This is a genomic window from Pseudomonas sp. B6001, assembly GCF_013386015.1.
Taxonomy (GTDB): Bacteria; Pseudomonadota; Gammaproteobacteria; order Pseudomonadales; family Pseudomonadaceae; genus Aquipseudomonas.
In genome coordinates this window covers 40,455-53,879 of sequence record NZ_JACAOX010000019.1, presented here as the reverse complement: position 1 = coordinate 53,879, position 13,425 = coordinate 40,455, and the positions used below count along the sequence as shown (strand labels likewise).

The 13,425-nt window shown below is 58.9% G+C and carries 13 protein-coding genes and 1 tRNA gene; 5 read left to right on the top strand and 9 right to left on the bottom strand.

The window, feature by feature from the left end:
• Positions 1-169 precede the first annotated feature (169 nt).
• From HX821_RS21670 to HX821_RS21630, 9 genes are all read right to left on the bottom strand, one after another.
• Entirely contained in the window at positions 170-1,102 is a 933-nt protein-coding gene (locus tag HX821_RS21670) for a sigma 54-interacting transcriptional regulator (protein WP_177036376.1), read from the bottom strand.
• A 402-nt stretch (positions 1,103-1,504) separates the two neighbouring features.
• Complete coding sequence (gene ychF / locus HX821_RS21665; RefSeq protein ID WP_003208384.1) at positions 1,505-2,605, bottom strand: redox-regulated ATPase YchF; 1,101 nt, start codon at positions 2,603-2,605, stop codon at positions 1,505-1,507.
• A 23-nt stretch (positions 2,606-2,628) separates the two neighbouring features.
• Positions 2,629-3,213 (bottom strand): aminoacyl-tRNA hydrolase, encoded by a 585-nt coding sequence (pth, locus tag HX821_RS21660; protein ID WP_003208389.1) that lies wholly within the window; start codon positions 3,211-3,213, stop codon positions 2,629-2,631.
• 165 nt (positions 3,214-3,378) lie between these two features.
• Positions 3,379-3,978 (bottom strand): 50S ribosomal protein L25/general stress protein Ctc, encoded by a 600-nt coding sequence (locus tag HX821_RS21655; protein ID WP_003208391.1) that lies wholly within the window; start codon positions 3,976-3,978, stop codon positions 3,379-3,381.
• A gap of 138 nt (positions 3,979-4,116) precedes the next feature.
• Complete coding sequence (locus HX821_RS21650; protein WP_003208392.1) at positions 4,117-5,058, bottom strand: ribose-phosphate pyrophosphokinase; 942 nt, start codon at positions 5,056-5,058, stop codon at positions 4,117-4,119.
• A gap of 45 nt (positions 5,059-5,103) precedes the next feature.
• Positions 5,104-5,178: transfer RNA gene (locus HX821_RS21645), tRNA-Gln, on the bottom strand.
• Positions 5,179-5,214: 36 nt separating this feature from the next.
• Complete coding sequence (gene ispE / locus HX821_RS21640; protein WP_003208395.1) at positions 5,215-6,066, bottom strand: 4-(cytidine 5'-diphospho)-2-C-methyl-D-erythritol kinase; 852 nt, start codon at positions 6,064-6,066, stop codon at positions 5,215-5,217.
• Position 6,067: 1 nt separating this feature from the next.
• Positions 6,068-6,685 (bottom strand): lipoprotein insertase outer membrane protein LolB, encoded by a 618-nt coding sequence (gene lolB, locus HX821_RS21635; protein WP_008432261.1) that lies wholly within the window; start codon positions 6,683-6,685, stop codon positions 6,068-6,070.
• 4 nt (positions 6,686-6,689) lie between these two features.
• Positions 6,690-8,414 (bottom strand): tetratricopeptide repeat protein, encoded by a 1,725-nt coding sequence (locus HX821_RS21630; protein ID WP_008432263.1) that lies wholly within the window; start codon positions 8,412-8,414, stop codon positions 6,690-6,692.
• Positions 8,415-8,688: 274 nt separating this feature from the next.
• On the opposite strand from HX821_RS21630, the gene hemA reads away from it, so the two are divergent.
• Genes hemA through murI form a run of 5 tightly spaced genes read left to right on the top strand, consistent with a single transcriptional unit; the run spans position 8,689 to position 13,424 of the window.
• Positions 8,689-9,978 carry a glutamyl-tRNA reductase gene (hemA, locus tag HX821_RS21625; RefSeq protein WP_008432265.1) on the top strand — a complete coding sequence of 430 codons (1,290 nt, stop codon included), beginning with the start codon at positions 8,689-8,691 and terminating at the stop codon, positions 9,976-9,978.
• Positions 9,975-11,057, top strand: coding sequence for a peptide chain release factor 1 (gene prfA / locus HX821_RS21620; RefSeq protein ID WP_003208405.1), 1,083 nt, complete (start codon positions 9,975-9,977; stop codon positions 11,055-11,057). Before hemA ends, prfA begins: the two co-directional genes overlap by 4 nt.
• Positions 11,058-11,885 (top strand): peptide chain release factor N(5)-glutamine methyltransferase, encoded by an 828-nt coding sequence (gene prmC, locus HX821_RS21615; RefSeq protein WP_177036375.1) that lies wholly within the window; start codon positions 11,058-11,060, stop codon positions 11,883-11,885.
• Positions 11,882-12,637 carry a molybdopterin-synthase adenylyltransferase MoeB gene (locus tag HX821_RS21610; protein ID WP_008432269.1) on the top strand — a complete coding sequence of 252 codons (756 nt, stop codon included), beginning with the start codon at positions 11,882-11,884 and terminating at the stop codon, positions 12,635-12,637. Before prmC ends, HX821_RS21610 begins: the two co-directional genes overlap by 4 nt.
• Positions 12,630-13,424, top strand: coding sequence for a glutamate racemase (murI, locus tag HX821_RS21605; RefSeq protein WP_177036374.1), 795 nt, complete (start codon positions 12,630-12,632; stop codon positions 13,422-13,424). Before HX821_RS21610 ends, murI begins: the two co-directional genes overlap by 8 nt.
• The last annotated feature ends 1 nt before the right edge of the window (position 13,425 follow it).

Here is a 13,425-nt window from a genome sequence, read left to right as displayed (position 1 = left end):
TTGTTTGTGCGTTGATGCTTAACCACGAACGTAGACCCATCGTTGCCCGTCAGGCATATGAACCAAGCACATGGTTGGCCCGATCGGCGAAGTTGCTGATCATGTAGATGGCCTTTCCTTGAGTGGTTAAATGAAGATTTCAGTTCCAGAAAAACTGCTGGTCCTGGGTTTAACCTGTTCCGCCGAGTGATATATCCAGTTGTTTCATCCTGTAGTACAGCGTGCGCTTGGCAACCCCCAATTCCCCGGCTACTACATCCACGTTGCCGCCGTGACGGCGCAGCGACTCTTCAATCAGCGATTTCTCGATTTGCTGTAGCCGCGCCTTGAGGTTCATCTCTATGTCCTGATGGTCCCTCATCGACTCTGAAAGCGGCGGAAGATCCAACACAAAGCGCTTGGCTGTCGAGCGCAGTTCGCGGACGTTGCCCGGCCAGGAATGGCATAGCAATTGTTGCAGCAGCGAGCTGGATGCCAGGGGTATCGGGTATTTAAAGTACTCGGCTTCCTGGCGGACGATGTTCAGGAACAAGGGGATAATCTGCTCGCGACGTTCGCGCAGGGGAGGGAGGCTGATGCTGATTACGTTCAGGCGAAAATACAGGTCGCGCCTGAATAACCCTTGCTCGACCATTTCGTGCAGCGAATGCTGGGCGGACGCGATAACGCGCATGTCCACCGGGATAAAGCGGGTAGAACCCAATCGTTCAACGCCCCGGGACTCCAGTACCCTCAGCAGTTTGGCTTGCAGGGTGAGGGGCATGCTGTCTATTTCGTCGAGGTACAAGGTACCCAAGTGTGCGGCTTCGACAAAGCCTGCCCGTGATTGCATCGCACCGGTGTAGGCGCCGCTGTTGACCCCGAACAGTTGGCTTTCCGCCAGGCTTTCGGGAATTGCAGCACAGTTGACGGCGACGAAGTTGCCTCGCCGGCCCGATAAGCGATGGATGCGTTGGGCCAGGGTATCTTTACCGGTGCCGGTTTCCCCCAGCAAAAGTATGTCGATGTTTAAAGTCGCAGTATTGTTGATAGTGGCTTCAATGGTTGGGCATTCAGTAAATGGATCATCCGTTTCAAACGTGCTTTGATAGGAGGCCGACATATCGCTGTTGCTCCTATTGTGTCTCATTGTTTTACTGAGGGGCTTCCCTGCTGATATGGATAAGTAGAACGGAATTTAGCTGATTTGTCATTCTGTCGGAGAGTGCGAAATAGACGTTTGTGATGTGTGAAAAACCAAAAAATCTTAAGTTAAATATTATCAAGTGGGCGCTCGCTCGTGATTGCCTGATAATGGGTCGGAATAATCTTAAACTCGGGGGTGTCAGGGAGGATTGGCGTATTTTTACGTATTGAGGGCTGTGGTTGTTTTATATGTTTGCCGTATTAAGATGTCAGGGGATATTTCAAAGTCGATCTTTGTAGAAAGTTGCAAACATCGCCCACAAAAAAGCCGATGCAGTGCATCGGCTTTTTGTTTTGCGGCATAGGCCGCAGGTAAAGCTTATACGTTGAAGCGGAAGTGCATCACGTCGCCATCCTTGACGATGTATTCCTTGCCTTCCAGGCGCCATTTACCGGCTTCCTTGGCACCGGCTTCACCCTTGAACTGGATGAAGTCGTTGTAGGCGATGACTTCGGCGCGGATAAAGCCTTTTTCGAAGTCGGTGTGGATCACGCCAGCCGCTTGCGGGGCAGTGGCACCGACCTTGACGGTCCAGGCGCGTACTTCTTCAACACCGGCGGTGAAGTAGGTCTGCAGGTGCAGCATTTCGTAGCCGGCACGGATCACGCGGTTCAGGCCAGGCTCTTCCAGGCCCAGGGCCTCGAGGAACATGTCTTTCTCTTCGCCGTCTTCCAGCTCGGCGATTTCCGCTTCGATCTTGTTGCAGACTGGAACAACCATCGCGCCTTCTTCTTCGGCAATGGCCAGGACCACGTCGAGCAGCGGGTTGTTCTCGAAACCGTCTTCAGCCACGTTGGCGATGTACATCACCGGCTTGGTGGTCAGCAGGTGGAAGCCCTTGATCACCGCCTTTTCGTCGGTGCTCATGTTCTTCATCAGGCTGCGTGCCGGCTTGCCCAGGGTGAAGTGGGCAATCAGTTGCTCCAGCAAGGCTTTCTGAACCACTGCGTCCTTGTCGCCGCCCTTGGCGTTACGCGTGACCTTTTGCAGTTGCTTCTCGCAGCTGTCGAGGTCGGCGAAGATCAGTTCCAGGTCGATGATCTCGATGTCGCGTTTCGGGTCGACGCTGTTGGAGACGTGAATCACGTTCTCGTCTTCGAAGCAGCGGACCACGTGGGCGATGGCATCGGTCTCGCGGATGTTGGCGAGGAACTTGTTGCCCAGGCCTTCACCTTTCGACGCGCCGGCTACCAGGCCCGCGATGTCGACGAACTCCATGGTGGTCGGCAGGATGCGCTTTGGATTCACGATGGCCGCCAGGGCGTCCAGGCGTGTATCGGGCATCGGCACGATACCGGTGTTCGGTTCGATGGTGCAGAAGGGGAAGTTCTCCGCCGCAATACCGGATTTGGTCAGGGCGTTGAACAGGGTGGACTTGCCGACGTTAGGTAGGCCGACGATGCCGCAATTGAATCCCATGGTGTTTCCCCTCGGGTAAAGAGTCAGGCCTTCTGGCTGTGCAGGTTTTTCATCGCACGGTTCCATTCACCGGCGAAGATATCCGGCAGCACGCCGAGGGCAAAATCGATGCTGGCATCGAGTTTTTCCTGTTCGGCGCGTGGCGCACGACCCAGGACGAAATTTGAAACCATACTGGCAACGCCCGGGTGGCCAATGCCAAGCCGCAAGCGGTAGAACGTATTCTGATTGCCCAACTGCGCGATGATGTCGCGCAGGCCATTATGCCCGCCATGGCCGCCGCCTTGCTTGAGCTTGGCAACGCCGGGTGGCAGGTCTAGTTCGTCATGGGCCACCAGGATTTCTTCGGGTTTGATCCGGAAGAAGCCCGCAAGCGCCGCGACAGCCTGGCCGCTGCGGTTCATGTAGGTGGTGGGAATCAACAGACGAACATCCTGACCCTGATGCGAAAAGCGTCCGGTCAGGCCAAAATATTTGCGATCGGCCACAAGATTGACGCCTTGGGCGTGGGCGATACGCTCAACAAAAAGGGCCCCCGCGTTATGCCGGGTCTGTTCGTATTCGGCGCCTGGATTTCCCAGGCCAACGATCAGTTTAATGGCAGTCACGACAGGGGCCCTTCCTTTGGAGTTGTGGATAACATCGCCGTTGGTGCGGCGAAAGTGGACGACAAAAACTCATTAACCGTTAGAGGCCAACTTCGCATTCTCGCCCGCTTTCTCGCTACGTTCCGGTCCGCGATGTTTCCTCAAGCTCCGGCATTACAGAGTGAATTACTCTGCAGCGCCTTCTTCAGCTTCTGGTGCAACGCGCGGAGCGTGTACGTTTGCAACAGCTTTGTCGTCACCGTGAGCCAGTGCAACGAACTCAACACCTTTAGGAGCCTTGAGGTCGGACAGGTGAACGATTGCGCCGATTTCCAGAGCCGACAGGTCGACTTCGATGAACTCAGGCAGGTCTTTCGGCAGGCAGGTCACTTCGATCTCGGCGATAACGTGCGAAACTTCGCCGCCTTTCTTGACCGGAGCTTCTTCACCAACGAAGTGCACAGGCACGATAGCGGTCAGTTTCTGACCAGCTACTACGCGTACGAAGTCAGCGTGCAGCACGTGGCCTTTAGCTGGGTGACGTTGCAGGGCCTTGATGATGACGTTCTGCTTGGTGCCGCCAACGTTCAGCTCGATGATGTGGCTGTAAGCCGCGTCGTTTTCGAGCAGTTTGGCGATTTCTTTAGCCAGCATGCTGATGGATTCAGGGGCTTTTTCGCCACCGTAAACTACAGCTGGAACCAGGCTTGCGAGACGACGCAGGCGGCGGCTCGCACCTTTCCCCAGGTCGGAACGCAGTTCAGCATTCAAAGTAAAATCGTTCATGTTGTATCTCCAAAATAACCACATTCGCCCTAGCGTTTGCGACCAGCGCTAAAGGCGATATGGGCAAAAAAGCCCCGCCCCAACAGAATGCTGGGGCGGGGCGCTTTTCGTCAGGTTGATGCTGCTAAGGTTTGACCCTTAACGGAACATCGCGCTGATCGATTCTTCGTTGCTGATGCGGCGAACCGCTTCGGCAACTACCGGTGCGATATCCAGTTGACGGATACGCGAACAGGCTTGAGCGGCAGCGGACAACGGGATGGTGTTAGTCACCACCAGTTCGTCCAGCATTGAGTTCTCGATGTTCTCGATCGCTCGGCCCGACAGCACAGGGTGTGTGCAGTAGGCGAAGACTTTTGCTGCACCGTGCTCTTTCAAGGCTTTCGCCGCGTGGCACAGGGTGCCGGCGGTGTCGACCATGTCATCAACCAGAATACAGGTACGCCCTTCGACATCACCGATGATATGCATCACTTCAGAGTGATTGGCTTTCTCGCGGCGTTTGTCGATGATCCCAAGATCCACGCCCAGGGATTTGGCAACAGCCCGTGCACGCACGACGCCACCAATGTCCGGGGACACGATCATCAGGTTTTCAAAGCGCTGGTCTTCGATGTCATCCACCAGGACGGGGGAGCCGTAGATGTTATCTACCGGAATATCGAAGAACCCCTGGATTTGGTCAGCGTGCAGGTCAACCGTGAGAACACGGTCGATACCTACCACGGTCAGCATGTCAGCAACGACTTTCGCGCTGATAGCCACACGTGCGGAACGCGGACGGCGATCCTGACGGGCATAACCAAAGTAAGGGATTACAGCTGTGATTCGAGTCGCTGAGGAGCGGCGGAAGGCATCAGCCATCACGACGAGTTCCATCAGGTTATCGTTGGTCGGAGCGCAAGTCGGCTGAATAATGAAGACATCTTTACCGCGGACGTTTTCATTGATCTCGGCTGTAATTTCGCCGTCGGAGAATTTACCGACAGAGATGTCACCGAGAGGGATATGCAGCTGACGTACAACACGCCGAGCCAGATCGGGGTTAGCATTCCCCGTAAAGACCATCATCTTGGACACGCGCAGTACCTAGAGGCTGAGGGTAACCTGGATGAGTATAGAAAATGGCAGGGGCGGCTGGATTCGAACCAACGCATGGCAGGATCAAAACCTGCTGCCTTACCGCTTGGCGACGCCCCTGTATCTGTTGCAACGAGTACCCAGTACTCGGTTCCTTTAGAGCAGACTTTGCAGCTTGCGATGCAACATCGAAACGTTGCTTCCCTTTGCTACAAACCCTGTAAGGGTCTCTGTAAGAAGGGCCGAGACTTTATCAGCTTCAGCTTTGCTTGGGAAGCCCCCAAACACACAACTTCCAGTTCCGGTTAATTTTGCTTCGGTAAAATTACCTAACAAATTCAAAGCGTTACGTACATCTGGATAACGCCTTGCTACAACCGGTAAGCAGTCATTTCGACTGTTTCCCTTGGGAACGGGGCGCACTTTAATGGGAGGAGAGTTACGTGTCAACAGTGGATCTGAAAAAATTTCTGCTGTACTTACAGATACTTGCGGAACAAGCACGACATACCACGGCTCTTCGGGGTCTACAGGGGTGAGTTTCTCCCCCACGCCTTCGGCAAAAGCGGCGTGCCCACGCACGAAAACCGGGACGTCCGCGCCCAGTGTCAGGCCCAGCGCCGCCAGGCGATCGTGGTCCCAACCCAGTTGCCACAAGTGATTCAGGCCGAGCAATGTCGTTGCGGCATTTGAGCTGCCGCCACCGATGCCGCCGCCCATGGGCAGGATTTTTTCGATCCAGATGTCGATGCCCAATGGGCAACCGGATTGTTCCTGGAGTTTTTTCGCGGCCTTCACAATCAGGTTGCTGTCGTGAGGCACGCCGTCGAATTCGGTGTGCAACTGGATCACGCCGTCATCGCGAACGGCGAAGGTCAGCTCATCGCCGTAGTCGAGAAATTGAAAAATCGTCTGCAACTCGTGATAGCCGTCTTCACGGCGACCGAGAATGTGCAGCATCAAATTGAGTTTGGCCGGGGAGGGCAGTGTCAGGCGTTGCTCGTTCATCTCACTGCCCCAGCTTGCGCGGTTGCCAGTCCTTGATCACCAGCGTGACGTCAAGGTCGGTGCCATGCAGCTTGATGCGCTCGGGCAGCCAGTAACCGTTCTGTTGCACATAGCTCAGGTATTCGACCTGCCAGCCATCCTGTTCCAGCGAAGCCAGGCGGCTGTCGCCATTGAGGCTCAGGCGGCTCTTGCTGTCTGGCGCAGGAAGACCGCGTACCCACCACACGAGGTGCGATACGGGGAGTTTCCAGCCCATCTGTTCTTCCAGCAGGGCTTCCGGCGTTGGCGCTTCATAGCGTCCCTGATTGGCCACTTCCAGGCTGACTTGCCCCGGCCGGCCGGTCAGGCGTGCCGCACCGCGGCCCAGCGGGCCGGACAGGCGAATGTCGTAATAGTCCTGGCGTTGCAGCCAGAACAAGGTGCCGCTGCCCGAATCTTTCGGGGCGCGAATGCCCACCTTGCCCTCGATCTGCCAGCCATCAAGGCTGCTCAGTTGATCCTTGTGCTGCTGCCACTGCGCCGGGTTGCCCGGGCCTTCGACAGATTCACGGGTGCCAAGACCGGAACAGCCGGCGAGCAGGGCGATAAAGCTGAAAACGATAACGTGGCGCAAAAACATAAAGTTAAAGGGTCTCGGATCCGGTCAGGCGCTTGATGGTGCTGCGCAGGATTGGGCTTTCGGGCTGTTCCTTGAGGAACTTCTCCCAGATTTGTCGCGCTTCACGCTGCTTGCCATTGGCCCAGAGCACTTCGCCCAGGTGTGCGGCGACTTCCTGGTCGGGGAAGCGCTCCAGCGCCTGGCGCAACAAGCGCTCGGCTTCGTCCAGGTTGCCCAGGCGGTAATTCACCCAGCCGAGGCTGTCGAGTACGGCCGGGTCTTCCGGGTTGAGCTGGTGAGCCTTTTCAATCAGCTCCTTGGCTTCGGCGTAACGCGTTGTACGGTCGGACAAGGTGTAACCCAGGGCGTTCAGTGCCATGGCATTGTCCGGGTCGCGCTTGATGATCAGGCGCAGGTCTTTTTCCATCTGCGCCAGGTCATTGCGTTTTTCCGCCTGCATGGCGCGGGTGTACAGCAGGTTCAAGTCGTCCGGATATTGCAGCAAGGCTTGCTGGAGGATTTTCCAGGCGCGATCGCCCTGCTTGTTGGCCGACAGGGTCTCGGCCTGGATCAGGTACAGCTGGATCGCGTAGTCCGGTTCGGCATCCCGTGCGGCAGCCAGGCGTTTTTCCGCCTCGTCGGTACGGCCGTTGTTCATCAGGATATCGGCCTGGCGCAGTTGCGCCGGCAGATAGTCGTTGCCGGCGCCGACCTGGGCGTATTCAAGCAATGCAGCCTGCGGGTCGTTACGCTCTTCAGCGATGCGGCCCAGGTTCAGGTGCGCCGAATCCACGTGGCTCTCGCGGGCGATCAGGTCTTCCAGGTAACCCTTGGCCTCATCCCAGGCCTTGGCTTCCAGGCACACCAGCGCCAGGGAGTAGCGCAATTCGTCATCGTCCGGGTATTGCTGCACGAGGTTGGCGAACTGCACCTTGGCGTCTTCCATGCGGTCCTGTTCGACCAGCATGCGGGCATAGGTCAGCAGCAGGCGCTTGTCGCCCGGGTACTTCTTGATGCTTTTTTCCAGCAGCGGAATCGCTTCCTTGCCGCGGTTGAGGTTTTGCAGCAGGCGGGCGCGCAGCAGGATCGGCGCGATCTCGCCCTCTTCCGGCGGGTGTTGCTCCAGCAGCTTCAGCGCAGCCTCGGGCTCATCATCCTGTTGCAACAACAGCGCCTTGCCGAAAATCAACTGGCTGTTGTTCGGGTGTTTTTGCAGCAGGCGGTCGAAACTCTTCATCAGGCCGTTGCGGGTGTCCTGATCGGTGTCGGCGGCCGACAGCGCGAGGAAGTCGAAATGCGTGTCGCCCTTGCCCTGCAGGACCTTCTCCATATACACCATGGAGTCGTCATAGCGTCCGGCGCGGGCCAGTTGAATGGCCGCTGCCCGTTGCGCCTCGAGATCGTCCGGGGCGTTTTTCGCCCAGATCAGCGAGGAGTCCAGGGCCGCCTGATCGGCGCCCAGGTACTCGGCGATGCGAAACGCCCGCTCCGAAATCCCCGGATCCTGAGTATTGATGGCCTGGGTCACGTAGTTATCCAGGGCAATGTCGAAACGATTGCGCTGGCCGGCCAGCTCCGCGCTCAGCAGGCTGAAGATCGTCTCTTCACTGAACGAGGAATAAACCTTGGGCTTTTCAGGGGCGGGGGTGCTGTCTTCTACCGGCGGCGTACCGTCCGGCGACACGGGTGCCATGGCCTGGCAGCCGCTGAGAAAGACAAAAGCAAGGAGCAACGCGGAAGATCTATTCATATAGGAAGAGGACGACTAACCTGCGGTCGGATCATCATGACACAAGCCTTCGGCCAAACATAACCGTGTAGGAGCGAGCTTGCTCGCGAAGAACCAGAGGACAACGCGTTTTATCCCGTAAGCCAGCGTTATCGTTAACGACCATCGCGAGCAAGCTCGCTCCTACAGATGGCCTTTATAGGCGTAAGCTACTAGGACAATAGCCTACGGTGGTTGTTCTGAATCATTCGAAGTAGGACAATTGTCGGCTTCCCGACATCATCAGCGATATTGAATGGCCTTCCTTGCACTCGGTATTAACCACAAGACTGCTTCTGTAGACGTCCGCGAGCGCGTGGCTTTTACTCCCGAGCAGTTGGTTGAGGCCTTGCAGCAGCTCTGCCGGCTCACCGACAGTCGCGAAGCTGCGATCCTTTCGACCTGTAATCGCAGCGAGCTCTATATAGAGCAGGAACATCTTTCAGCGGATGTGGTGCTGCGCTGGCTGGCCGATTACCACCATTTGAGCCTCGATGAGCTGCGCCAAAGCTCATATGTGCACGAAGAGGATGCGGCAGTTCGTCACATGATGCGCGTCGCCTCCGGGCTGGATTCGCTGGTGTTGGGCGAACCGCAGATTCTCGGCCAGATGAAGTCCGCCTACGCCGTGGCCCGCGAGGCCGGCACCATCGGCCCGCTGCTGGGGCGCCTGTTTCAGGCCACCTTCAACTCCGCCAAGCAGGTGCGCACCGACACCGCCATCGGTGAAAACCCGGTGTCCGTGGCGTTTGCCGCCGTCAGCCTGGCCAAACAGATTTTCAGTGACTTGCAGCGCAGCCAGGCCCTGCTGATCGGCGCCGGCGAGACCATCACCCTGGTCGCCCGCCACCTGCACGAGCTGGGCGTAAAGCGCATCGTCGTCGCCAACCGTACCCTGGAACGCGCCAGCATCCTGGCCGAGCAGTTCGGTGCCCACGCGGTGTTGCTTTCCGACATCCCGGCCGAGCTGGTGCGCAGCGACATCGTCATCAGCTCTACTGCCAGCCAGTTGCCGATCCTCGGCAAGGGCGCTGTGGAAAGCGCCCTGAAACTGCGCAAGCACAAGCCGATCTTCATGGTGGATATCGCCGTTCCCCGGGATATCGAGCCTGAAGTCGGCGAGTTGGACGACGTTTACCTCTACAGCGTCGACGACCTGCACGAAGTGGTCGCCGAAAACCTCAAGAGTCGCCAGGGCGCTGCCCAGGCTGCCGAGGAAATGGTCAGCACCGGTGCCGACGATTTCATGGTGCGCCTGCGTGAACTGGCGGCAGTGGACGTGCTCAAGGCCTACCGTCAGCAAGGCGAACGCCTGCGGGACGAGGAATTGATCAAGGCCCAGCGTATGCTCGCCAACGGCAGCAGCGCCGAAGACGTGCTGATGCAGTTGGCGCGCGGCCTGACCAACAAATTGCTGCACGCTCCCAGTGTCCAGTTGAAAAAGCTTACCGCCGAAGGCCGCCTCGATGCGCTGGCCATGGCCCAGGAACTCTTTGCCCTCGGTGAGGGCGCGACAGAAAGCTCTTCGGATAAAAAACCGCAATGAAAGCGTCACTGCTCAATAAACTGGACGTCCTTCAGGACCGTTTCGAAGAACTGACCGCCTTGCTCGGCGATGGCGAGGTCATCTCCGATCAGACCAAGTTCCGCACCTATTCCAAGGAGTACGCGGAAGTTGAGCCGATCGTGGGCACCTATAAACAGTTGCTCAAGGTTCAGGCTGACCTCGAAGGCGCCCAGGCGCTGCTCAAGGACAGCGACCCGGACATGCGCGAAATGGCCGTTGAAGAGGTGCGAGAGGCCAAGGACAAGCTGATCGAACTGGAAGGCGACCTGCAACGCATGCTGTTGCCCAAGGATCCGAACGACGGGCGCAACGTATTCCTTGAAATCCGCGCCGGCACCGGCGGTGACGAAGCGGCGATTTTCTCCGGCGACCTTTTCCGCATGTATTCGCGCTATGCCGAGCGTCGCGGCTGGCGTGTGGAGATTTTGTCCGAGAACGAAGGCGAACACGGCGGCTATAAAGAAGTCATCGCCCGGGTTGAGGGCGAGAATGTCTACGGCAAACTGAAGTTCGAATCCGGCGTGCACCGCGTGCAGCGGGTGCCGGCCACGGAATCCCAGGGCCGTATCCACACCTCGGCGTGCACCGTGGCCGTGTTGCCCGAGCCCGACGAGCAGGAAGCCATCGAGATCAACCCCGCAGACCTGCGGGTCGACACCTACCGCTCATCGGGCGCCGGTGGCCAGCACGTCAACAAGACTGACTCGGCGATCCGTATCACTCACTTGCCTTCGGGCATCGTGGTGGAGTGCCAGGAAGAACGTTCCCAGCACAAGAACCGTGCGCGGGCCATGTCCTGGCTGTCGGCCAAGCTGAATGACCAGCAGACCAGCGCCGCCGCCAATGCGATTGCCAGCGAGCGTAAGCTGCTGGTGGGCTCGGGCGACCGTTCCGAGCGCATTCGTACCTACAACTTTGCCCAGGGCCGGGTCACCGACCACCGCGTCAACCTGACGCTGTACTCCCTGGACGAAATCCTCGCCGGTGGCGTCGATGCGGTAATCGAGCCGTTGTTGGCCGAATACCAGGCCGACCAGCTTGCGGCGATAGGTGAATAAATGACCATTATTGCCAGTTTGTTACGCGCCGCCGACCTGCCGGACTCGCCGACTGCGCGCCTGGACGTGGAATTGTTGCTGGCCGCCGCCTTGGGCAAGTCCCGCAGCTACCTGCACACCTGGCCGGAAAAAATCGTCAGCAGTGAACACGCGCTGACCTTTGCCGACTACCTGCAACGCCGTCGTGCCGGCGAGCCCGTGGCCTACATCCTCGGCCAGCAAGGCTTCTGGAAGCTCGACCTGGAAGTGGCACCGCACACGCTGATCCCGCGTCCGGAAACCGAGATGCTGGTGGACGCCGCCCTGGAATTGCTGCCTGCCACACCGGCCAAGGTCCTGGACCTGGGCACCGGCAGCGGCGCGATTGCCCTGGCCCTGGCCAGCGAACGCCCGGCCTGGCAAGTGACGGCGGTCGACCGCGTGCTGGAAGCCGTGGCCCTGGCCGAACGCAACCGCCAGCGCCTGCACCTGAACAACGCCACGGTGCTGAACAGCCATTGGTTCAGTGCCCTCGAAGGCCACACTTACAACCTGATCATCAGCAACCCACCTTATATAGCCGACACCGACCCGCACCTGGTGGCCGGTGACGTGCGCTTTGAACCGGCCAGCGCGCTGGTATCCGGGCATGACGGCCTGGACGACCTGCGGCTGATCATCGCCCAGGCGCCTGCGCACCTCGACGCCGCGGGTTGGTTGCTGCTGGAACACGGTTACGACCAGGCGCCCGCCGTGCGCGACCTGCTGCTGGGGGAAGGCTTTGAAGAAGTCCACAGCCGCATCGACCTGGGCGGCCACGAACGCATCACGTTGGGACGCCGCCCGTGATGAACGACCAGGAGCTGTTGCGCTATAGCCGGCAGATTCTGTTGCAGCATGTCGACATCGAAGGCCAGTTGCGCCTGAAAAACAGCCGCGCGCTGATCGTCGGCCTGGGTGGCCTCGGTTCGCCAGTGGCGCTGTACCTGGCGGCGGCGGGTGTGGGTGAGCTGCATTTGGCGGATTTCGACACTGTCGACCTGACCAACCTGCAACGCCAGATCATTCACGACACCGACAGCGTCGGCCTGAGCAAGGTCGACTCGGCGATTCGCCGCCTGAGCGCGATCAATCCTGAAATACAGCTGGTTGCCCATCGCAGCGCGCTGGATGAGGATTCCCTCGCGGCCGCCGTTGCGGTGGTCGATGTGGTACTGGATTGCAGCGACAACTTCTCCACCCGCGAAGCGGTCAACGCTGCGTGTGTCGCTGCCGGCAAGCCTTTGGTGAGCGGTGCGGCGATTCGCCTCGAAGGCCAGCTGTCGGTGTTCGACCCTCGTCGCGCCGAAAGCCCCTGCTACCACTGTTTATACGGGCACGGCAGCGACGCCGAACTGACCTGCAGCGAAGCCGGTGTCATCGGCCCGCTGGTGGGTTTGGTCGGCAGCCTGCAAGCCCTGGAAGCCTTGAAATTGCTGGCCGGTTTCGGCGAGCCGCTGGTGGGGCGGCTGTTGTTGATCGACGCCCTGACCACGCGTTTTCGCGAGTTGCGGGTCAAGCGCGATCCCGGTTGCAGCGTCTGCGGTAGCCAACATGGTTAAGGATGCGCCGATTGGTGTGTTCGACTCCGGTGTCGGCGGTCTGTCGGTGCTGGACGAAATCCAGCGTCTGCTGCCCCATGAGTCGCTGCTGTACGTGGCGGATGGCGGGAATATCCCCTACGGCGAGAAAACCCCGGCGTTCATCCTCGATCGTTCGCGACAGGTGGCGGCGTTCTTCCGTGAGAAGGGCGCCAAAGCGTTTGTGATTGCCTGCAACACGGCGACCGTTGCGGCGGTTGCCGATTTGCGCCAGGACTATCCCGACTGGCCATTGGTGGGCATGGAACCGGCAGTCAAACCCGCGGCTGCCGCGACCCGCAGTGGCGTCGTCGGCGTGCTGGCGACCACCGGCACCCTGCAAAGCGCCAAGTTCGCCGCCTTGCTCGACCGCTTCGCCACCGATGTGCGGGTGATCACCCAACCCTGCCCGGGCCTGGTGGAGCTGATCGAAACCGGCGACCTGGACAGCCCGGCCCTGCGCCTGCTGTTGCAAGGCTACGTGGAGCCGCTGATTGCGGCCGGTTGCGACACCATCATCCTCGGTTGCACCCACTACCCGTTCCTCAAGCCCCTGCTCGCCGAGATGCTCCCGCCGACGATCATTTTGATCGACACCGGGGCGGCAGTAGCGCGTCAATTGCAGCGTCTTTTGAGTAATCGCGAACTGCTGGCCACTGGCAATCCGCCGCCTGTACAGTTCTGGACCAGCGGCGATCCGCAGCATCTAAGAAATATCCTACCGACCCTATGGAAATCTCCCGGAGTTGTGAGTAGTTTTGGCGTGTGAA